18 protein-coding genes are annotated in these 18475 nt (G+C 67.0%); 13 read left to right on the top strand and 5 right to left on the bottom strand.

Features of this window, described 5'->3' with window-relative positions:
* Positions 1–376 precede the first annotated feature (376 nt).
* From groES to LCM32_RS06875, 4 genes are all read left to right on the top strand, one after another.
* Positions 377–664, top strand: a complete 288-nt coding sequence (groES, locus tag LCM32_RS06860; RefSeq protein WP_224820308.1) for a co-chaperone GroES — start codon at positions 377–379, stop codon at positions 662–664.
* A gap of 43 nt (positions 665–707) precedes the next feature.
* On the top strand, positions 708–2351 hold the full coding sequence (gene groL / locus LCM32_RS06865; protein ID WP_224820309.1) for a chaperonin GroEL: 1644 nt from the start codon (positions 708–710) through the stop codon (positions 2349–2351).
* A 464-nt stretch (positions 2352–2815) separates the two neighbouring features.
* Positions 2816–3298, top strand: a complete 483-nt coding sequence (locus LCM32_RS06870) for a GNAT family N-acetyltransferase (protein ID WP_224820310.1) — start codon at positions 2816–2818, stop codon at positions 3296–3298.
* 38 nt (positions 3299–3336) lie between these two features.
* Positions 3337–4488 (top strand): alpha-D-ribose 1-methylphosphonate 5-triphosphate diphosphatase, encoded by a 1152-nt coding sequence (locus LCM32_RS06875; RefSeq protein WP_224820311.1) that lies wholly within the window; start codon positions 3337–3339, stop codon positions 4486–4488.
* On the opposite strand, the gene LCM32_RS06880 is transcribed toward LCM32_RS06875, so the two are convergent.
* Entirely contained in the window at positions 4485–5075 is a 591-nt protein-coding gene (locus LCM32_RS06880) for a DNA-3-methyladenine glycosylase I (protein WP_224820312.1), read from the bottom strand. The genes LCM32_RS06875 and LCM32_RS06880 overlap by 4 nt on opposite strands.
* An 89-nt stretch (positions 5076–5164) precedes the next feature.
* Between LCM32_RS06880 and LCM32_RS06885 the strand changes: the two genes are divergently transcribed.
* From LCM32_RS06885 to phbB, 3 genes are all read left to right on the top strand, one after another.
* The gene (locus LCM32_RS06885) at positions 5165–6001 is read left to right on the top strand and encodes an EAL domain-containing protein (protein ID WP_224820313.1); all 837 of its coding nucleotides are present in this window, start codon (positions 5165–5167) and stop codon (positions 5999–6001) included.
* A 534-nt stretch (positions 6002–6535) separates the two neighbouring features.
* Complete coding sequence (locus tag LCM32_RS06890) at positions 6536–7711, top strand: acetyl-CoA C-acetyltransferase (RefSeq protein WP_224820314.1); 1176 nt, start codon at positions 6536–6538, stop codon at positions 7709–7711.
* Positions 7712–7910: 199 nt separating this feature from the next.
* On the top strand, positions 7911–8633 hold the full coding sequence (phbB, locus tag LCM32_RS06895) for an acetoacetyl-CoA reductase (protein WP_224820315.1): 723 nt from the start codon (positions 7911–7913) through the stop codon (positions 8631–8633).
* 461 nt (positions 8634–9094) lie between these two features.
* Here the strand turns inward: phbB and LCM32_RS06900 are convergent, their stop codons facing one another.
* The 3 genes from LCM32_RS06900 to LCM32_RS06910 all read right to left on the bottom strand — a co-directional run bounded on the left by LCM32_RS06900 (position 9095) and on the right by LCM32_RS06910 (position 10387).
* Positions 9095–9265, bottom strand: a complete 171-nt coding sequence (locus tag LCM32_RS06900; protein ID WP_222489374.1) for a YdcH family protein — start codon at positions 9263–9265, stop codon at positions 9095–9097.
* Positions 9266–9381: 116 nt separating this feature from the next.
* On the bottom strand, positions 9382–10179 hold the full coding sequence (locus tag LCM32_RS06905; RefSeq protein ID WP_224820316.1) for a tRNA1(Val) (adenine(37)-N6)-methyltransferase: 798 nt from the start codon (positions 10177–10179) through the stop codon (positions 9382–9384).
* Positions 10172–10387 carry a DUF2007 domain-containing protein gene (locus LCM32_RS06910; RefSeq protein ID WP_224820317.1) on the bottom strand — a complete coding sequence of 72 codons (216 nt, stop codon included), beginning with the start codon at positions 10385–10387 and terminating at the stop codon, positions 10172–10174. The genes LCM32_RS06905 and LCM32_RS06910 overlap by 8 nt, the downstream gene beginning before the upstream one ends.
* Before the next feature lie 56 nt (positions 10388–10443).
* Here LCM32_RS06910 and LCM32_RS06915 point away from each other — a divergent pair, with 56 nt between their 5' ends.
* Positions 10444–11445 (top strand): polyprenyl synthetase family protein, encoded by a 1002-nt coding sequence (locus LCM32_RS06915; RefSeq protein ID WP_224820318.1) that lies wholly within the window; start codon positions 10444–10446, stop codon positions 11443–11445.
* Positions 11446–11788: 343 nt separating this feature from the next.
* Here the strand turns inward: LCM32_RS06915 and LCM32_RS06920 are convergent, their stop codons facing one another.
* Entirely contained in the window at positions 11789–12559 is a 771-nt protein-coding gene (locus tag LCM32_RS06920; RefSeq protein ID WP_224820319.1) for a 23S rRNA (adenine(2030)-N(6))-methyltransferase RlmJ, read from the bottom strand.
* A 158-nt stretch (positions 12560–12717) separates the two neighbouring features.
* On the opposite strand from LCM32_RS06920, the gene LCM32_RS06925 reads away from it, so the two are divergent.
* From LCM32_RS06925 to rodA, 5 genes are all read left to right on the top strand, one after another.
* Entirely contained in the window at positions 12718–13764 is a 1047-nt protein-coding gene (locus tag LCM32_RS06925) for a rod shape-determining protein (RefSeq protein WP_318246181.1), read from the top strand.
* Between the two features lie 79 nt (positions 13765–13843).
* A complete protein-coding gene (gene mreC / locus LCM32_RS06930) occupies positions 13844–14755 on the top strand; it encodes a rod shape-determining protein MreC (RefSeq protein ID WP_224820320.1) in 912 nt (303 codons plus the stop codon).
* On the top strand, positions 14748–15293 hold the full coding sequence (locus LCM32_RS06935; RefSeq protein ID WP_224820321.1) for a rod shape-determining protein MreD: 546 nt from the start codon (positions 14748–14750) through the stop codon (positions 15291–15293). The genes mreC and LCM32_RS06935 overlap by 8 nt, the downstream gene beginning before the upstream one ends.
* 1 nt (position 15294) lies before the next feature.
* Positions 15295–17247 (top strand): penicillin-binding protein 2, encoded by a 1953-nt coding sequence (gene mrdA / locus LCM32_RS06940; RefSeq protein ID WP_224820322.1) that lies wholly within the window; start codon positions 15295–15297, stop codon positions 17245–17247.
* Positions 17244–18383: a rod shape-determining protein RodA gene (rodA, locus tag LCM32_RS06945; RefSeq protein ID WP_224820323.1), complete on the top strand. Its 1140-nt coding sequence runs from the start codon at positions 17244–17246 to the stop codon at positions 18381–18383. The genes mrdA and rodA overlap by 4 nt, the downstream gene beginning before the upstream one ends.
* The last annotated feature ends 92 nt before the right edge of the window (positions 18384–18475 follow it).

Genomic DNA, 18475 nt, shown 5'->3' on the forward strand with positions numbered 1-18475 from the left:
CCACTCGCGCCGCGGGCTCGTCAGGATCGTTGGGAAGGGGAACGATGCGTTGGCCCGCGTGACGATGTCAGCAGGTAATAATGCAGCAGATGATGATGCGGGCGTCGTTCATGGTTCCGGGGCTTAGCCCATTGCACCCCGTCTGCCAAGTCCCTATGTCCCCACCACCCCCGGAAGGACCCTGCCTGCAGCGCATGAGCCCTCCCCCGCCGAGAGCGAAAATAGGCGCATTTTTCAGGGAACGGGGTGCTTGACACAGAAGTCCACGCTGCCTAACTCTCCGCCATTAGCACTCGCCACCGGTGAGTGATAACGACCGAAGGGGCCCTGCCCTGGCCGGTCAAGGGAGTAACCTGTGAGCCAAGGAGCCTCAGAGATGGCATTCAAACCGCTTCATGACCGTGTGGTGGTCAAGCGCGTCGAAAGCGAAGCTAAAACCGCCGGCGGCCTGATCATCCCCGACAGCGCGAAAGAGAAACCCGCAGAAGGCGAAATCATCGCCGTGGGTGAAGGCGCGCGCAAGGACAGCGGCGAACTAATCGCAATGTCCGTGAAGGAAGGCGACAAGGTCCTGTTCGGCAAATGGTCGGGCACCGAGATCACGCTGGACGGTCAGGAACTGCTGATCATGAAGGAAAGCGACATCCTGGGCATCATCGCCTGATATCGCCTTTTCCCCATCCACCCCATTTTGAGGAGTGAGCCATATGGCTAAGGAAGTGAAATTCGACACGGACGCCCGGAACAAGATGCTCAAGGGCGTCAACATCCTGGCAGACGCCGTGAAAGTGACCCTCGGCCCCAAAGGCCGTAACGTTGTTCTGGACAAGTCCTTCGGCGCCCCGCGCATCACCAAGGACGGTGTCTCGGTCGCCAAGGAAATCGAACTGGAAGACAAGTTCGAGAACATGGGCGCCCAGATGGTGAAGGAAGTTGCTTCCCGCACCAACGACGAAGCCGGCGACGGCACCACCACCGCAACCGTGCTGGCGCAAGCCATCGTCAAAGAGGGCATGAAAGCTGTCGCAGCTGGCATGAACCCGATGGACCTGAAGCGCGGCATCGACATGGCAACCGCCAAGGTCGTTGAAGCCATCAAGGCCGCTGCACGTCCCGTGAACGACTCCTCGGAAGTCGCTCAGGTCGGCACCATCTCCGCGAACGGCGAAGCCGAAATCGGCCGTCAGATCGCTGATGCGATGCAGAAAGTCGGCAACGAAGGCGTCATCACCGTCGAAGAGAACAAAGGCCTCGAGACCGAGACCGACGTCGTCGAAGGTATGCAGTTCGACCGCGGCTACCTGTCGCCCTACTTCGTCACCAACCCCGACAAGATGGTCGCGGAGCTGGATGACTGCATGATCCTGCTGCACGAGAAGAAACTCTCGTCGCTGCAGCCGCTGGTTCCCCTGCTGGAGCAAGTGATCCAATCGCAGAAGCCGCTGCTGATCATCGCGGAAGACGTCGAAGGCGAAGCGCTCGCGACCCTCGTGGTCAACAAGCTGCGCGGCGGCCTGAAGATCGCAGCCGTGAAAGCACCGGGCTTCGGCGATCGCCGCAAGGCCATGCTGCAGGACATCGCGATCCTGACCGGCGGCCAGGTGATCTCGGAAGACCTCGGCATGAAGCTCGAGTCCGTCACCATGGACATGCTCGGCACTGCCAAGACGATCACCATCACCAAGGACGAAACCACCATCGTGGACGGCCATGGCGAGAAAGCCGAGATCGAGGCACGCGTTTCGCAGATCCGTACGCAGATCGAAGAGACCACCTCGGACTACGACCGTGAAAAGCTGCAAGAGCGCGTTGCCAAACTGGCCGGCGGTGTTGCTGTCATCCGCGTCGGCGGCCTGACCGAAGTCGAAGTGAAAGAGCGCAAGGACCGCGTCGATGACGCTCTGAACGCAACCCGCGCTGCCGTTCAGGAAGGCATCGTGGTCGGCGGTGGCGTTGCCCTGGTTCAGGGTGCCAAGTCGCTGGAAGGCGTCGAAGGCGCGAACGCTGATCAGAACGCCGGTGTGGCCATCGTGCGCAAGGCGCTCGAAGCTCCGCTGCGTCAGATCGCACAGAACGCCGGTGTCGACGGTTCCGTCGTGGCTGGCAAGGTCCGTGAATCCGACGACCTGAAGTTCGGCTACAACGCTCAGACCGACGAATATGGCGACATGTTCAAGTTCGGCGTGATCGACCCCGCCAAAGTGGTCCGTACCGCTCTGGAAGACGCAGCCTCGGTTGCCGGTCTGCTGATCACCACCGAAGCCATGGTTGCCGACAAGCCCGAGCCGAAAGGCGCAGGCGGCGGCATGCCCGACATGGGCGGCATGGGCGGCATGGGCGGCATGATGTAATCTGCCGATCCTACCGGATTGGGAAAGGGGTCCTTCGGGGCCCCTTTCTTTTTGCCCGCCCCTAATCTGACGGGGACGCCGCCTCCCGGGCGCGGCTTCGATACCTCCCTGCATACCGGCCGGTCGCGCTTCCGGCCCGGGGCCAACTCCGGGGCCTGATCCGGGGCCTGATCCGGGGCACGCCGCGATGCACCGTCGTGGCGCGCGCCCTTCGCCACTGAGGACTGTCGCCACGTCACCCCCCCCCTCCGCGTCTCCGCGCCCACGGCCCCGTCCGGCGCCCTGCCAAGTGTTGCTGCGCAGGCGATGACGCCCGTCCGCCCGCGCCTCCCCCCACCCGGGCCGCGCAGCCCCATCCGACCGGAAAGTGTCGTCCTACCAACAATTTGCTTGCATCGCGCCGCGATGCGGCGACACTGTCACGACATCGTCACATCCCCATTTCCGGCGTACCCGACCTGTCCATGCTTCTCAGATTTGTCCTTCCCGAAGACCGTGACGCGATCAGCGAGGTGCTGAGCGAAGCCTTCAAGCGCGACACCGAGGCACAGCTTGTCACCACCCTGCGCAACAGCGGGGATATGGCGCTGGAACTGGTGGCCGTGGTGGATCACAAGATCGTCGGCTACGTGGGCTTTGCCCGGCATTACCAGCCGCGCGGCTGGTACTCGCTCTCGCCCGTGGCCGTCCGCCCCCGCTACCAGCGGCGCGGCATCGGGGCCGAGCTGATCCGCTACGGGCTCGACTATGCCCGGCAGGCGCGCACGCCCGCCGTGACTGTGCTGGGGGATCTGGCCTACTACCGGCGCTTCGGCTTCACCAACAAGGCGGCAGAGAACCTCTCGACCCCCTTCCCGCCGGAGCACACCGGCCTCTACCCGATCGCCCCCGGCACCGCGGGCCTGAAGGCAGAGCTGATCTACGCCGACGCCTTCACCCGCTTCTGAGGCTTCCGCCCGGCGCCGTCTGCGCCTATGAGGCGGATATGTCTGCTGCCCCTGCCCTTCCCCCGCTTGCGCCCTTCCACATCACGGGGGCCGAGATCCTGCATCCCGCCGGTGCAGGCACCGCCCCGCTGGGGATCAGCGGCGAGTGTCTCGTCGCGGGCACCCCGGGCCGGGCGGTCAACCTTGCGGGCTGGTGCGTGCTGCCGGGGATCGTCGATCCCCATGGCGACGGCTTCGAACGGCACCTCGCCCCGCGGCGCGGCGCTCTGCGAGACGTGGACTCGGGCCTCTATGCCGCAGAGGCGGAGCTGGCCGCGAACGGGATCACCACGGCCACGCTGGCGCAGTTCTGGAGCTGGGAAGGCGGCATGCGCAGCCCCGAGTTCGCCTGCGCCATGCTGGAGGCGCTGGAACGCGTCCGCCCGCAGGTGGCCACCGACCTGCGCGCGCAGCTGCGGCTGGAGGTCGGGCTGGTGGAGGATTACCCGCGTGTGCTCGAAATCGTCCGGCAACACGGGGTGCGCTACCTCGTCTTCAACGACCACCTGCCCCACGCGGCACTGGAGAAGGGCAAGCGCCCGCCCCGCCTGACCGGGCAGGCCCTGAAAAGCGGCCGCTCGCCCGAGGCACACCTTGCGCTGATGCAAAGGCTGCACGAGGGCCGCGCCCAGTGGCCCGCCGCCCTTGCCCCCCTGATCGACGCGCTGACCGACGAGGGCGTGGCGCTTGGCAGCCACGACGATGCCACCACCGCGGACCGCGACGTCTGGGCCGCGCGCGGCGTGGCCATCTCGGAGTTCCCCGAAACCCGCGAGGCCGCGCTTGCCGCGCAGGGCCCCGTCGTCATGGGCGCGCCCAACGTGGTGCGCGGCGGCAGCCATGCCGGCAAGATCAGCGCCGCCGACCTCGTGGCCGAAGGGCTGGTGAGCGCGCTTGCCTCCGACTACCACTACCCCGCCCCACGACAGGCCGCCCTCGCCCTCGCGCCCCGGATGGGGCTGGCGGCGGCATGGGCGCTCGTCTCCTCGGAGCCCGCGCAGATGCTGGGCCTCACGGATCGCGGCACGCTGGCCCCCGGCCTGCGCGCCGACCTCACCGTGATCGACCGCGAGACAGGCCGCGTCGGCGCGACCCTCGCGGCGGGGCGGATCACCTACCTCGCCGGGGCCGCGCCTGCCTTCCTCGCCTAGCGGGTCGCCATCGCCCTGACCCGCTCGTGGCAATGGCAGGTGGTGAGGTGATCGTTCACCATCCCCACCGCCTCCATGAAGGCATAGACGATCGTCGGCCCGACAAAGCGGAAGCCCGCCTTGCGCAGGTCCTTGGAAATCTGCACCGACAGCGGCGTCTGGGTCGGCACCTCTGCATGGGTGGCATAGCCCGGCTGAAGCGGCGCACCCTCCACGTAGCGCCACAGGAACTGATCGAAGCCCTCGCGGCCCGCGATCTCGCAATAGGCCTGCGCATTGCCGATGGTGGCCTCGATCTTGCCGCGGTGGCGGATGATGCCCGGATTGCCCAGCAGGCGGACCACATCCTCCTCGCCCCAGCCCGCGATCACCTCGGGGGCGAAGCCGGCGAAGGCCTCGCGGAAGGCGTCGCGCTTGCGCAGGATGGTGATCCAGCTCAGGCCCGCCTGGAACCCGTCGAGGATCAGCTTCTCCCAGAGCGCCCGGGCGTCCCATTCCGGCACGCCCCATTCCTCGTCGTGGTAGGCCTGATAGATCGGATCCTGCCCCACCCAGGCACAGCGCGGCAAATCGGGGATCTGGGACATGTGGGGCCCTCCGTCAGGGAAAATTAAGCAATCGGCCGCAGGATGCGCCCGTTACAGATGTGCCGGAAAAACGCGGGCGGGGCCAGATCATGCAGGCAGGCGGACGGGACCTGAGGGATATTCCAGCAGCAGCGCGCGATCCGCTGTCCGCCGCAATCGGCGGGCGCGACGCCGAAACGCTGGAACTTGTCCGCCGCGCCGTGGCCGCCCGGGATGTGCTGCTGGCCTTCCAGCCCGTGGTGGATGCCCGCGATCCGCGCCGAGTGGCCTTCTACGAGGGGCTGATCCGCATTCTCGACCCCGAGGGGCGGCCGGTGCCCGCGGGCGATTTCCTCCCCGCGGTGGAGGCGACGCCGACGGGGCGGGAGATCGACTGCCTCGCCCTCGAGATGGGGCTGGAGGTGCTGGCGCGTCAGCCCGATATCCGGCTCTCCATCAACATGTCCGCCCGCTCCATCGGTTACCGCCGCTGGCTGCGGGTGCTGCGCGCCGGACTGATGCGGGACGAAACCGTGGGCCCGCGCCTGATCCTCGAAATAAGCGAACCCTCGGCGATGCAGGTCCCGGAACTGGTGACCGCCTTCATGGCCGATCTCCAGCGGCAGGGGATCAGTTTTGCGCTGGATGATTTCGGCACCGGGGTGACCGTGCTGCGCTACTTCCGCGATTTCCTCTTCGACATCGCCAAGATCGACGGCGCCTTCGTGCGCGGCGTGTCCCGGAACCCCGACAATCAGGCGCTCGTGGGCGCGCTGATCGACGTGGCGCGGCAGTTCGACATGTTCACGGTCGCCGAGGCGGTGGAGCGCGCCGCCGATGCGGCCTGGCTGACGCAGGCCGGGGTCGATTGCCTGCAGGGATATTACTTCGGCGCGCCCACGGTGCATCCGCCCTGGCACGCCCCCGCCGCGCGCACGGGGACATAGCGGCCAGTTGCGCAAGGCCCGGCGTCCATCCGGCTCTCCGGATGACACGGCGACCTCGGCGGCACTTCCTGCACCGAAATCCCCCCACCCGTGCCGCATGGCAGGACCGCACAGCAGGACCACCTGGCAGGGTCGCCAACCTAGACCGGCCATCCCGCCCCCGTCACCGCCCGTTGGTCGCGGTAGACCCGCATGGGATCGGCCGCCCCGCCGAAACCGCCAGAACCGGCACAAGTTCGCGCATGGCGGGAGCCATGCACAGGGCACAATCCATACCCTTCCGTAGCGACCGGCTTGCCCCCTCACCGCGCCCACCTTCGGAAAACCGCACCAAATCCCCTTATTTCAATGGCTTGCGCTCCCAAAACCCGCTCCCGCGCCGCCGAAAGCTCTGCACTGCGGCAAAACGCTCTGCTGCGACGCGGCCATTGTGACCTTGCGGCAGATGCACTACTCCTTGGGACAGCCGCGGGGTGGTCCGACCCGGCGTTGGCCGGACCGGGCCTTCCGCACCCAAAAGTGGAGGACCACATCATGACCAATGTCGTTATCGCCTCGGCGGGCCGTACCCCCGTCGGTTCCTTCCTCGGCTCCTTTGCCAATACGCCGGCCCATGACCTTGGCTCGGCCGTGCTCAAAGGCATCGTGGAACGCGCCGGGATCGAACCGGGCGAAGTCTCCGAGACGATCCTCGGCCAGGTGCTGACCGCCGGTCAGGGCCAGAACCCGGCCCGTCAGGCCCATATCAACGCCGGCCTGCCGATCGAAAGCGCCGCCTGGAGCATCAACCAGGTCTGCGGTTCGGGCCTGCGGGCTGTGGCGCTCGGCGCCCAGCACGTCATGCTGGGCGATGCGGATATCGTGGCCGCGGGCGGTCAGGAAAACATGTCGCTTTCGCCCCATGTCAGCCACCTGCGCGCCGGTCACAAGATGGGCGACGTCAAGTACATCGATTCGATGATCAAGGACGGTCTCTGGGATGCCTTCAACGGCTACCACATGGGCCAGACCGCCGAGAACGTCGCCGAGAAGTGGCAGATTTCCCGCGAGCAGCAGGATGAATTCGCCGTCGCCTCGCAGAACAAGGCCGAAGCCGCCCAGAAGGCCGGCCGGTTCGTGGATGAGATCATCCCCTTCACCGTGAAGGGCCGCAAGGGCGACACGGTGGTCGATGCCGACGAATACATCCGTCACGGTGCCACCATCGAGGCGATGCAGAAACTGCGCCCCGCCTTCACCAAGGATGGCTCGGTCACCGCGGCAAACGCCTCGGGCATCAACGACGGCGCTGCCGGCGTGCTGCTGATGAGCGCCGAGAACGCCGAGAAGCGCGGCATCACCCCGCTGGCGCGGATCGTCTCCTATGCCACCGCCGGGCTCGACCCGTCGATCATGGGCGTTGGGCCGATCTACGCATCGCGCAAGGCGCTGGAAAAAGCCGGCTGGAAGCCCGAGGATCTCGACCTCGTGGAAGCCAACGAGGCCTTCGCCGCGCAGGCCTGCGCCGTGAACAAGGACATGGGCTGGGATCCGGCCATCGTGAACGTGAACGGCGGCGCCATCGCCATCGGTCACCCGATCGGTGCCTCGGGCTGCCGCGTCCTGAACACCCTGCTCTTCGAGATGCAGCGCCGCGACGCCAAGAAAGGCCTCGCCACGCTCTGCATCGGCGGCGGCATGGGTGTTGCCATGTGCCTCGAACGTCCCTGACCCAAGTGCACGACGGGGGGCCCTGCCCCTCGTCATTCCCCTGTCATCTCAACGCTCTAGGGCAAGGATGACGGGGCTTGGCCTTCGCCGGGCGGCAGACCGCCGCCCTGCGACAAAAGCCACAGCGCAATAATATTGCGCACGAAGAAGTTAATGAGTAACAGAGTTACAAGAACAATTCCCAACGGAGGAGAGAATCATGGCTCGCACAGCATTGGTCACCGGCGGATCGCGCGGGATTGGCGCAGCTATTTCGAAGGCGCTGAAGGCCAAAGGCTATAACGTCGCCGCAACCTACGCAGGCAACGACGAGGCCGCAGCCAAGTTCACCGAGGAAACCGGCATCCAGACCTACAAGTGGAACGCCGCGGACTACGAGGCCTCGAAGGCCGGAATCGAGAAGGTCGAGGCAGAGTTGGGGCCGCTCGACGTGATCGTCGCCAACGCGGGCATCACCCGCGACGCACCGTTCCACAAGATGACCCCGCAGCAGTGGCAGGAGGTCATCGACACCAACCTGACCGGCGTCTTCAACACCGTGCACCCGGCCTGGCCCGGCATGCGCGAGCGCAAGTTCGGCCGCATCATCGTGATCTCCTCGATCAACGGTCAGAAGGGCCAGTTCGGCCAGGTGAACTATGCCGCCACCAAGGCGGGCGACCTCGGCATCGTGAAGTCGCTGGCGCAGGAAGGCGCGCGGTTCAACATCACCGCCAACGCGATCTGCCCGGGCTACATCGGCACCGACATGGTCATGGCCGTGCCCGAGAAGGTGCGCGAGGCGATCATCGGCCAGATCCCCGTGGGCCGTCTGGGCGAACCGGAAGAGATCGCGCGCTGCGTGGCCTTCCTGGCCGACGACGAGGCAGGCTTCATCACCGGCTCGACCATCTCTGCCAACGGTGGCCAGTTCTTCGTCTGATCCCGCCGGGACGACGCAGTCTTGCAGGGGCCGGTCCAAGGACCGGCCCTTTCGCGTTCCGGCCTCTGCGGCCCTGCCCCGGTGTTGCCGTCTGTGCGGGCCCCGATCCAAATCCCCGCCCGTCTCAGCCACAGTCGGCGCCCCTGCCCTGCGCGCCCCCCAGAAACGCAACGGGCCACCCCCGATGGGTGGCCCTGTTCCGGTCTCCGACCGCTTTGTCTGCGTCTTCTTCATGGCGCCCGGCGATAGGCCCTGTGGCGCTGTCCTGCGGCCCCGGGGCCGCCCCTCATGCTGTCGGGTGCCAGGGCCGAGAGGGATCGGCCCTGGCAGGGTCCAAAATCATTCTGGTCCGGCCCCGCCCGCATCCTGCAGGCGGTGACCCCGGCGCGCGTCAAACTGACCCTGCCGCCCCGCTTGGCGGCTGTCACCGATACCTGGCGCGCTTCGGCTGGATGGCGGCGTTACTGCACGCTGTCGAGCCGGCTAATCTCTTCCTTCAGGCGGAGTTTCTGCTTCTTGAGCTGAGCAATCTCCAGACTGGAGACGCTCGGAGACCGCTGTGCCGTTTCCACCGCGGCCGAGAGGGATGCGTGTTTTTTCTTCAGTTCTTCCACGTGGGAACTCAAGTTCATGGACTTACTCCTCTCAGTTTGTCAGTCACATTGGACAGGTGTTCATTGCAGCACAGTTTTACAATTCTGTCACGCTGCACACGCGAAACTTTGCGTATCGTTTCTTAACCAGAGGTTTAGCCGACAGGGTCTTTCTTGGGGCCGCCGTCGAACGGCAGAATCGCGCCTGTCTTGAGGATCGCTTCAGCGAGGTCAGAATAGTCCGGGCGGTCCTGCCCATGCTCTGCGCCGCTGTGCAGCAGCAGCCCGGCATGGAGCCGGAAGGCCGCCCGCCCGTTCTTGCGGGCCCGGATCAGGAAAAGCTGGCTCTCGCGGCCCTCGCGGGGCAGCAGCGGCTTGAGTTCGATCGAGCCGAGGTGGGCGGTGAAGCCCGCGAGGATCTCGGGCAGGCGCTCGACCCGCTGGATGAAGGTGACCGTGCCGCCCGGGGCGCAGCGCCGGGCAGCGGCGGCGACCCAGGCCGCCATCGGCGTCTCCTCGCCCATGGCGGCTTCCCGCGCGGGCACGGTGGCCCGGGTCGAGGCGTCGCGGCGGAAGTAGGGCGGATTGGCGATGACGTGATCGAACTGGCGCTGTCGCAGGGCGTCGGGCATCCGGGTCAGGTCGCCGGTGACCACCTCCATCTCCAGCCCGTTCTCCGCCGCGTTGCGGGCCGCGAGCGCGGCGTGGTCCGCCTGCCGCTCCAGCCCCGCAAGGCGCAGCCCCGGCACCCGCCATCCGGCACAGAGCGCAGCCGTGCCGACGCCGCAGCCAAGGTCGAGCAGGCTCTGCCCCGGCTTCGCGGGCACGGAGGCCGCCAGCAGCACCGGATCGACGCCCGCGCGGTAGCCCCGGCGCGGCTGGCTGATCCAGAGCGCCCCGCGGTCAGATCCGCGCAGGAACCGGTCGCGGGTCAGCTCCGCGCCGTCATCCATCGAGGGAAATGCCGTTGTCCGTCAGAACCTTGCTGGCCTCATCGTGATCCGCTTCCGGCACCATCAGGCGGCGCGGGAGAACCCCGATAGATCCATCTAGCACGCTCATATTTACGTCCAACTCGAAGCAGTCTATACCCTCGCCCTGAAGCAGGGCCTTGGCGAAGGCGATCACCGTTGGGTCGGTCGTGCGCAGCAGCTGTTTCATACCGGGGACTTAAGGGCAGGATCGACCCGTTGTCGAGACCTGTGACGTAGAGAGTGATGGGCTTGGATCACGCCGCCACCAAACCGCATGATGCGCTTGCCGCCATTCTGGCCAGCGACATGGACGCCGTCAACACGCTGATCCGGGAGCGCATGGCCTCGCGCCATGCTCCGCGCATTCCCGAGGTTACCGCGCATCTGGTGGATGCCGGTGGCAAGCGGCTGCGGCCCATGCTGACGCTCGCCGCGGCCAACCTCTGCGGCTATGCTGGCGGCTATCATGTCTGGCTGGCGGCCACGGTGGAGTTCATCCACACCGCCACCCTGCTGCATGACGACGTGGTGGACGAGAGCCAGCAGCGCCGGGGCCGTCCCACGGCGAACCTGCTCTGGGACAACCAGTCGTCCGTCCTCGTGGGCGACTACCTCTTTGCCCGCGCCTTCCAGCTGATGGTCGAACCCGGCAACCTGCGGGTGCTGGAGATCCTCTCCAACGCGGCGGCCACGATCGCCGAGGGCGAGGTGCTGCAGCTGACCGCGGCGCAGGATCTCTCGACCACCGAGGACATCTATACCCAGATCGTGCGCGGCAAGACCGCGGCGCTCTTCTCGGCCGCCACCGAATCCGGTGCCGTGCTGGCCGAGGCGCCCGCCGAACATGTGACCGCCCTGCGCGACTACGGCGATGCGCTCGGCATCGCGTTCCAGATCGCGGATGACCTGCTGGATTACGGCGGGGACAGTGCCGCCACCGGCAAGAACGTGGGCGACGACTTCCGCGAACGCAAGGTGACCCTGCCGGTGATCCGGGCCTATGCGGCCTCGGACGCGGAGGAGCGCGCCTTCTGGACCCGCACCATCGCGAAGGGCAACCAGCAGGACGGCGACCTCGACGAGGCGCTGCGGATCATGGCCAAGTATGATGCACTCGGCACCACGCGCCAGACCGCGCTCGACTGGTCGGACCGGGCCCGCTCCGCGCTCGACGCCCTGCCCCAGAGCGAGATGCGCGACATCCTGTCTGACCTTGCCGCCTACGTGGTCGCGCGCCTGCGCTGATCCTGCGGACAACGGACACCAAAGGGCGCCCTCGGACGAGCGGCGCCTTTTTCGTGTCCGCGCGGCACCTGGCTGACCGACCCGATGTGAGGTGGTCCCTGCCGCCTCGCACCGTCCGGACCGGATCGGGCGCGTGTCGCTCGCCCCGTTGCGCAGCCTTCGCGGGCAGCGCTGAAAAGTCTAGAAACAAGACTTTTCGCAAGAATTTTCCTTAAAATTCTTGGCCGCGGGGGGATGGGGACGCGACCGTCGCCAGGGACGTGGGGATGCAGGCCGCGGTGGGGGCTGTCTGCCCCCGGGCCTGCGGCCCTCCCCCGAGGATATTTCGGAACAGTGGATGGGGTCAGAACAGCCGGTCGATGTCCTTCAGCGCCGTCTCCGTGCCCCAGGGCGCGTTGATCACGAACATGCCCGAGCCCACCATGCGGTGCCCCTCGCGCACCGGGGGGAAGCGGACCTCGTGGCGGATCGCGCCGGGGAAGTTTTGCGCCTCGATCGCGCGCAGCATCGGCAGGTGGACCGCGTCGCGCAGGATCGGGTACCAGAGCAGCACCACGCCCACGTTCCAGATCCGGTGCAGCTTGGACAGGAAGAAGGGCAGGCTGGTGTAATCCGACTTCACCTCCCAGCTGGGGTCGATCAGCAGCAGGCCACGGCGGGGCTCCGGCGGGGCGACGGACAGCGCCATCTCGAAGCCGTCCTGCCGGTGCAGCTTGGCCCCCCTGCCCTTCATGGCGGTGCGCAGGGCCTCGAACTCCTGCGGGTGCAGCTCTGCCAGGTGCATCCGGTCGTCCGGGCGCAGGAATTCCGCCGCGATCCGGGGCGAACCGGGATAGGCCTGCGGCCCTTCGGCGCTGCGGACCGCGGCGAGCGCGCGCAGGTAGGGATGGCTGGCGGGCAGTTTTTCGAGCAGACGGCCCACGCCCTGCGCGGCCTCGCCGGTCTTCAGCGCCTCGGCCCCGTCGAGCCGGTAAAGCGCCCGGCCGGAATGGGTTTCCATATAGCTCAGCGGTTTGTCCTTCGCGCAGAGATAGGACAGCACCGACGCCAGCAGGGCGTGCTTGTGAACGTCTGCGGGATTGCCCGCGTGATAGGCGTGTTGGTACGACAGCATGGCGCTCTCATATCCGTGTTCGCAGAAAAGCGGAATAGCGCCCATCGCCCCCGGCATGGCCCTTTTCCTGCGCAGAGCCTTTTCCTATAAGGGCCCACGGCCCCTCGCTCGGCAGAGTCGCGGGGGCTTGGGGTTATGCGGGACAGCAGCAGGACATCATGGGAATTTTTGACACGATGCCGGGGCTCTTTTCGTCGGACATGGCGATTGACCTCGGAACCGCCAACACGCTTGTTTATGTGAAAGGCCGGGGTGTCATCCTCTCGGAACCTTCGGTGGTGGCCTACCACGTCAAGGACGGCGTCAAGAAAGTGCTTGCCGTGGGCGAGGACGCGAAGCTGATGCTGGGCCGGACGCCCGGTTCGATCGAGGCGATCCGCCCGATGCGCGAAGGCGTCATCGCGGACTTCGACGTGGCGGAGGAAATGATCAAGCATTTCATCCGCAAAGTGCACAAGCGCTCGACCTTCTCGAAGCCGAAGATCATCGTCTGCGTGCCCCATGGCGCCACGCCGGTCGAGAAACGTGCGATCCGCCAATCGGTGCTTTCCGCCGGCGCACGCCGCGCGGGCCTGATCGCCGAGCCGATCGCCGCGGCCATCGGGGCCGGCATGCCGATCACCGATCCCACCGGCAACATGGTCGTCGACATCGGCGGCGGCACCACCGAAGTGGCCGTTCTGTCGCTGGGCGATATCGTCTATGCCCGGTCGGTCCGCGTCGGCGGTGACCGGATGGACGAGGCGATCATCTCCTACCTGCGGCGCCAGCAGAACCTTCTGGTGGGCGAATCGACCGCCGAGCGCATCAAGACCTCCATCGGGACCGCCCGGATGCCCGACGACGGGCGCGGCGCCTCGCTGATCATCCGCGGCCGCGACCTGCTGAACGGCGTGCCCAAGGAAACCGAGATCACCCAGGCCCAGGTGGCCGAGGCGCTGAGCGAACCGGTGCAGCAGATCTGCGAAGCGGTGATGACCGCGCTGGAAGCCACGCCCCCGGATCTGGCGGCAGACATCGTCGACCGCGGCGTCATGCTGACCGGCGGCGGTGCCCTGCTGGGCGATCTGGACCTGGCCCTGCGCGAGCAGACCGGCCTGGCCGTCTCCATCGCTGACGAAAGCTTGAACTGCGTGGCGCTTGGCACCGGCAAGGCGCTGGAGTACGAAAAGCAACTCCGCCACGCGATTGACTACGACAGCTGATCTGCCCACGCTGGTGGGGCGGTCGCGCTGCCCCACCGCAGACGCGGCGGCCCGCCTCTAGGTATCGGGAGAGGGTCCCTTGGCCAGAAACCGGCAAGACGAGGATTATGTCACCCCGCTGCGGCGCCTGCTCGCCAGCGTCGTGGTGCTCTGCCTGATCGCGGTCTTCCTCGTCTGGCGGATCGACAGCCCGCGCGTGGAACGGTTCCGCGCGCAGGTCGTCGACACCGTCGTTCCCTCCTTCGACTGGGCCATGGCGCCCGTCACGGCGAGTGTGAACATCCTGCGGGATTTCCAGTCCTACCGGCGTATCCACGAACAGAACCAGGAGCTGCGGCGCGAGTTGCAGCAGATGAAGGCGTGGAAAGAGGCCGCGCTCCAGCTGGAGCAGGAGAACGCCCGCCTTCTGGACCTGAACAACGTCCGCCTCGATCCCCGCCTGACCTATATCACCGGCGTCGTCATGGCCGACAGCGGCTCCCCTTTCCGGCAGTCCGTGCTGCTGAACGTGGGCGCTCGCGACGGCATCGTCGACGGCTGGGCCGCGATGGACGGCATCGGCCTCGTCGGTCGGATCAGCGGCGTGGGCAGCGCCACCTCGCGGGTCGTTCTGCTGACCGACACCTCCTCGCGGGTGCCGGTGACGGTGCAGCCCTCGGGCCAGCACGCCATGCTGATGGGCGACAACACGATCGCGCCGCATATCGACTTCCTCGAGGACAAGGACCTCGTCCGCCCCGGTGACCGGGTGATCAGCTCGGGCGATGGCGGGGTGTTCCCGGCCGGGCTGCTGGTCGGCCAGGTGGCCGAGGACCCGGGCGGGCGCCTGCGCGTGCGCCTTGCCGCCGATTACGAGCGGCTGGAATTCCTGCGCGTGCTGCGCCACCTCGGCTCTGACCCGCTGCGCGATCCCGGCGGGATCGTGGGCCCGCTGCTGCCCGGAGACATGGCCGAGGAAGCCGCCACCACGGCGGAGACCCCCGATGGCTGAGGTCACGATCACCCCGGCCTCCCGCCTCTGGGTGATGCGGGCGGTCTTCGTGCTGCTGGCCCTTGTCGTGATGCTCTTCAACCTGATGCCGCTGGAGACCCTGCCACGCAAATGGGCCGGGCCGGACCTGATTATCGTGCTCTGCATCGCCTTCACCCTTCGGCGGCCCGACTATGCGCCGCCGCTGCTGGTGGGCATCGTGGTCTTCATGGCCGACCTCCTATTCCAGCGCCCGCCCGGCCTGATGGCCGCGGTGACCGTGCTGGCTTGCGAATACCTCAAGTACCGCGCCCGCGGCCTGCGCGAGCTGCCCTTCCCGGTGGAATGGCTGGCGGCGGGCCTCGGCGTGGTGCTGGTGCTGGGGGGCTTCCGGCTGTCGCTGGCGCTCTTCCTGATCGACACGCCGCCGCTGACCATGACCGCCATCCGTGCGCTTGCCACGATCCTCGCCTACCCGGTCGTCGTGCTTCTGCTGCAGGCCCTGCTGGGACTGCGCAAGCAGGGACCGGGCGATACCGACACGCTGGAGTTCCGCTGACATGGCCCGGCCGCCTCGCAATCCCCGCGACACCGCCACCTCGAAGGGCAAGTTCACCCGCCGCGGCCTGATCCTTGGCGGGATGCAGGCCGGCTTCATGGGCCTTTTGGCCCTGCGGATGCGCTACATGCAGGTCGATCAGGCGGACCAGTTCCGCCTGCTGGCCGAGGAAAACCGGATCAACATCCGCCTGATCCCGCCCGCGCGGGGCGAGATCTTTGACCGCATGGGCGTGCCGATCGCCAGCAACGAACCGGCCTACCGGATCACCATCGTGCGCGAGGACGCGGGCGACGTCGACGAGGTCATCGCCCGGCTGAAGGAGCTGGTGCCGCTGGACCCGGCCGAACTGGAGCGCGCCCTGGCCGAGATGAAACGCTCGGCCCCCTTCCTGCCGATCACGCTGGCGGACCGGGTGACATGGGAAGACGTCTCCAAGGTCGCGGTCAACGCCCCTGCCCTGCCCGGCATCACGCCCGAGGTCGGCCTGTCGCGCTCCTACCCGTTGAAGGAAGACTTCGCCCATGTGGTGGGCTACGTCGGTCCGGTGTCGGATTACGACCTCGAGCGGATCGAGGACCCGGACCAGCTGCTGCGCATCCCGCGGTTCCAGATCGGCAAGGTCGGGCTGGAATCCAAGATGGAGGACCAGCTGCGCGGCAAGGCCGGCGCCCGGCGGGTCGAGGTCAACGCCGTGGGCCGCGTCATGCGCGAGTTGTCGCGGCGCGAGGGCGAGGCCGGGGCGAACCTCCAGCTGTCCATCGACCACCGGCTGCAGAACTACATCCTCGCCCGACTGGGGAACGAGAGTGCCGCCGCCGTTGTGGTGGACTGCAAAACCGGCGACCTGCTGGGCATCGGCTCGGCCCCGGCGTTTGACCCCAACCTCTTCGTGCGCGGCATCTCGGTTGCCGATTACCGCACGCTGACGGAGAACGATCACCGCCCGCTCGCCTCCAAGACCGTGCAGGGCACCTATCCGCCCGGCTCCACCTTCAAGATGGTGGTGGGCCTTGCCGGGCTGGAATCCGGTGAGATCGGCCCCGAGAGCACCTTCTACTGCCCCGGCCACCTCGACGTGTCGGGGCGCCGCTTCCACTGCTGGAAACGTGGCGGCCACGGGCATCTGAACCTCGAAGGGGCGCTGCGCGAAAGCTGCGACGTCTATTTCTACGAACTCGCCATGCGGATCGGGATCGAGAAGATCTCGGACATGGCGAACCGTCTGGGCCTCGGCGTGCGCCATGACCTGCCGATGTCGGCAGTGGCACAGGGCCTGATGCCCACGAAGGCGTGGAAGCGCGAGGTCCGCGGCGAGGAATGGCGCATCGGCGACAGCGTGAACGCCTCGATCGGTCAGGGCTACGTTCTGGCCTCGCCGATGCAGCTGGCGCTGATGACCGCCCGGATCGCCTCCGGCAAGTCGCTGGAGCCGCGCCTGATCAAGAGCATCAACGGGGTCGAGCAGCCGGTGCTGGGTGACGTGCCGCTCGGCATCAACGAGAACCACCTGCGCCTCGTGCGCAAGGGGATGTACGCCGTGTCGAACGACCGGCGCGGCACCGGTTATGGCAGCCGCATCATCTCCGAGACGATCCGCCTTGCGGGCAAGTCCGGCACCAGCCAGGTGCGCAACATCACCGCCGCCGAACGGCGCGCCGGGGTGACCTCGAACGCGGACCTGCCGTGGAACCGGCGCGACCATGCGCTCTTCGTCAACTTCGCGCCCTTCAACGACCCCAAGGTCGCCGTTGCGGTGGTGGTGGAACATGGCGGCGGCGGCTCGTCCGTGGCGGCCCCCATCGCGCGGGACGTGGCGATGCAGGCGCTCTTCGAGGGCGACCCGCCGCTCGACATTTACCCCGCCAAGGACCGTGAGAAGATCAGCGCCCAGCAGGAACGCCTGCGCGAGATGCGCCCGCCCGAGATCACGGAACGGAAGTCCCGCGCATGAGCTACCTAGAGTATACGGTCAAGACGGTCCCCTCGGGGCTGCGCAAGATCTTCTACGTGAACTGGCCGCTGGCCCTGCTGCTGACGGCGGTCGCCTCGGTCGGCTTCCTGATGCTCTACTCGGTCGCCGGCGGCTCGTTCAATCCTTGGGCCGAACCGCAGATGAAGCGCTTTGCCCTCGGCATGGTGGCAATGTTCGTCATCGGCATGGTGCCGATCTGGTTCTGGCGCAACCTCTCGGGCGTGGCCTATGCGGGCACGCTGGTGCTGCTGATCTTCGTGGAGTTCTTCGGCACCGTCGGCATGGGCGCACAGCGCTGGATCGACATCGGCTTCATGCGGCTGCAGCCGTCGGAGCTGATGAAGATCGCCCTCGTGATGCTGCTGGCCGCCTATTACGACTGGCTGCCCACGCGCAAGGTCTCCCACCCGCTCTGGGTGCTGGTGCCGGTGCTGATGATCCTCGTGCCCACCTACCTCGTGCTGAAGCAGCCCGACCTCGGCACCGCCGTCCTGCTGATGGCGGGCGGGGGGGCGGTGATGTTCCTCGCGGGCGTCCACTGGGGCTATTTCGCCGTGGTCATCGGGGCGGCCATCGGGCTGGTCGCCACGGTCTTCCAGTCGCGCGGCACCTCGTGGCAGCTGATCAAGGACTACCAGTTCCGCCGGATCGACACCTTCCTCGATCCCTCGAACGATCCGCTTGGTGCGGGCTACCACATCACCCAGTCCAAGATCGCGCTCGGCTCGGGCGGATGGGCCGGGCGCGGCTACATGCAGGGCACCCAGTCGCGGCTGAACTTCCTGCCGGAGAAGCACACCGACTTCATCTTCACCACGCTGGCCGAGGAATTCGGTTTCGTCGGCGGGGCGTCGCTTCTGATCCTCTACGCGCTGATCCTGCTGTTCTGCATCTCTTCCGCGATGGCGAACAAGGACCGCTATTCCTCGCTGCTGATCTTCGGCGTCACCACGACCTTCTTCCTGTTCTTCGCGGTGAACATGTCGATGGTGATGGGCCTCGCCCCCGTTGTGGGCGTGCCGCTGCCGCTGGTGAGCTACGGCGGCTCGGCGATGATCGTGCTGCTGGCGGCCTTCGGCCTGGTGCAGTCGGCCCATATCCACCGCCCGCGCTGAGGCGCCGTCGGATGTGAGTATTTGGGGAAAGATGAAGCAGGGTGCCCGCTTCGCCTTTCAGCTCCGGACAAGGAAAAACCCCGCGGTGACTG

The organism is Pseudooceanicola nanhaiensis (assembly GCF_020171315.1).
Classification (GTDB): Bacteria; Pseudomonadota; Alphaproteobacteria; order Rhodobacterales; family Rhodobacteraceae; genus Pseudooceanicola; species Pseudooceanicola nanhaiensis_A.

Bases quoted from the DNA above. Each gene is read 5' to 3' on its own strand.
- LCM32_RS06910 (WP_224820317.1), bottom strand. From the start codon at position 10,387: ATGAAACAGCTGCTGCGCACGACCGACCCAACGGTGATCGCCTTCGCC.
- LCM32_RS06915 (WP_224820318.1), top strand. From the start codon at position 10,444: ATGGGCTTGGATCACGCCGCCACCAAACCGCATGATGCGCTTGCCGCC.
- LCM32_RS06890 (WP_224820314.1), top strand. From the start codon at position 6,536: ATGACCAATGTCGTTATCGCCTCGGCGGGCCGTACCCCCGTCGGTTCC.
- mrdA (WP_224820322.1), top strand. From the start codon at position 15,295: ATGGCCCGGCCGCCTCGCAATCCCCGCGACACCGCCACCTCGAAGGGC.
- LCM32_RS06925 (WP_318246181.1), top strand. From the start codon at position 12,718: ATGGGAATTTTTGACACGATGCCGGGGCTCTTTTCGTCGGACATGGCG.
- phbB (WP_224820315.1), top strand. From the start codon at position 7,911: ATGGCTCGCACAGCATTGGTCACCGGCGGATCGCGCGGGATTGGCGCA.
- LCM32_RS06905 (WP_224820316.1), bottom strand. From the start codon at position 10,179: ATGGATGACGGCGCGGAGCTGACCCGCGACCGGTTCCTGCGCGGATCT.
- LCM32_RS06900 (WP_222489374.1), bottom strand. From the start codon at position 9,265: ATGAACTTGAGTTCCCACGTGGAAGAACTGAAGAAAAAACACGCATCC.
- groL (WP_224820309.1), top strand. From the start codon at position 708: ATGGCTAAGGAAGTGAAATTCGACACGGACGCCCGGAACAAGATGCTC.
- LCM32_RS06875 (WP_224820311.1), top strand. From the start codon at position 3,337: ATGTCTGCTGCCCCTGCCCTTCCCCCGCTTGCGCCCTTCCACATCACG.
- LCM32_RS06870 (WP_224820310.1), top strand. From the start codon at position 2,816: ATGCTTCTCAGATTTGTCCTTCCCGAAGACCGTGACGCGATCAGCGAG.
- rodA (WP_224820323.1), top strand. From the start codon at position 17,244: ATGAGCTACCTAGAGTATACGGTCAAGACGGTCCCCTCGGGGCTGCGC.
- LCM32_RS06935 (WP_224820321.1), top strand. From the start codon at position 14,748: ATGGCTGAGGTCACGATCACCCCGGCCTCCCGCCTCTGGGTGATGCGG.
- groES (WP_224820308.1), top strand. From the start codon at position 377: ATGGCATTCAAACCGCTTCATGACCGTGTGGTGGTCAAGCGCGTCGAA.
- LCM32_RS06880 (WP_224820312.1), bottom strand. From the start codon at position 5,075: ATGTCCCAGATCCCCGATTTGCCGCGCTGTGCCTGGGTGGGGCAGGAT.
- LCM32_RS06885 (WP_224820313.1), top strand. From the start codon at position 5,165: ATGCAGGCAGGCGGACGGGACCTGAGGGATATTCCAGCAGCAGCGCGC.
- LCM32_RS06920 (WP_224820319.1), bottom strand. From the start codon at position 12,559: ATGCTGTCGTACCAACACGCCTATCACGCGGGCAATCCCGCAGACGTT.